Source organism: Ferrovum sp., assembly GCF_027317285.1.
Taxonomy (GTDB): Bacteria; Pseudomonadota; Gammaproteobacteria; order Burkholderiales; family Ferrovaceae; genus Ferrovum.
In genome coordinates this window covers 1-555 of the sequence record NZ_DAHVHV010000163.1, presented here as the reverse complement: position 1 = coordinate 555, position 555 = coordinate 1, and the positions used below count along the sequence as shown (strand labels likewise).

1 protein-coding gene is annotated in these 555 nt (G+C 53.7%); it reads left to right on the top strand.

Annotated elements, in window-relative coordinates; genetic code table 11:
• Window positions 1-177: 177 nt before the first annotated feature.
• Window positions 178-555: IS200/IS605 family transposase (gene tnpA / locus M6F29_RS12115; protein WP_298160294.1), on the top strand; the 378-nt coding region annotated here is incomplete at its 3' end.

Sequence of the window (555 nt, the reverse complement as noted above, 5' to 3'; positions counted from 1 at the left end):
CGTGGTGGGCATGACTCCGGGCGAATACCGTCGCAAACAAATCGACCGACAAAGTTAATTAACAAGGGAAATCCCCCGGCTCTGCCGGGGAGGCAGTAGAAGTTTGACATTTACAGGGGTCGCCCATCGGTCAGACTTCCTTTTGTGAGCCGCCAAGCAAACTAAAGGGAGAAGACGATGGACGACTTTGAGAGCCTAAGCCACAGCAGGTGGGAGTGTAAATACCATGTGGTATTCATACCGAAATGCCGGAGGAAGGTACTGTACGAGCAACTGAGAGGGCATCTTGGGGAAATATTCCGAAAGTTGGCCCAGCAGAAGGAAAGCCGGGTGGAGGAAGGTCATCTGATGGTGGATCATGTGCACATGTTGCTGTCGATACCGCCGAAGTATGCGGTGTCGCAGGTGGTTGGGTACATCAAGGGGAAGAGCGCCATTCACTTGGCGAGAGTGTATGGTGAGCGCAAGCAGAACTATGTAGGCCAGCACTTTTGGGCGCGGGGGTACTTTGTGTCCACGGTTGGCCGAGACGAGCAGGTGATTCGGGAATACATC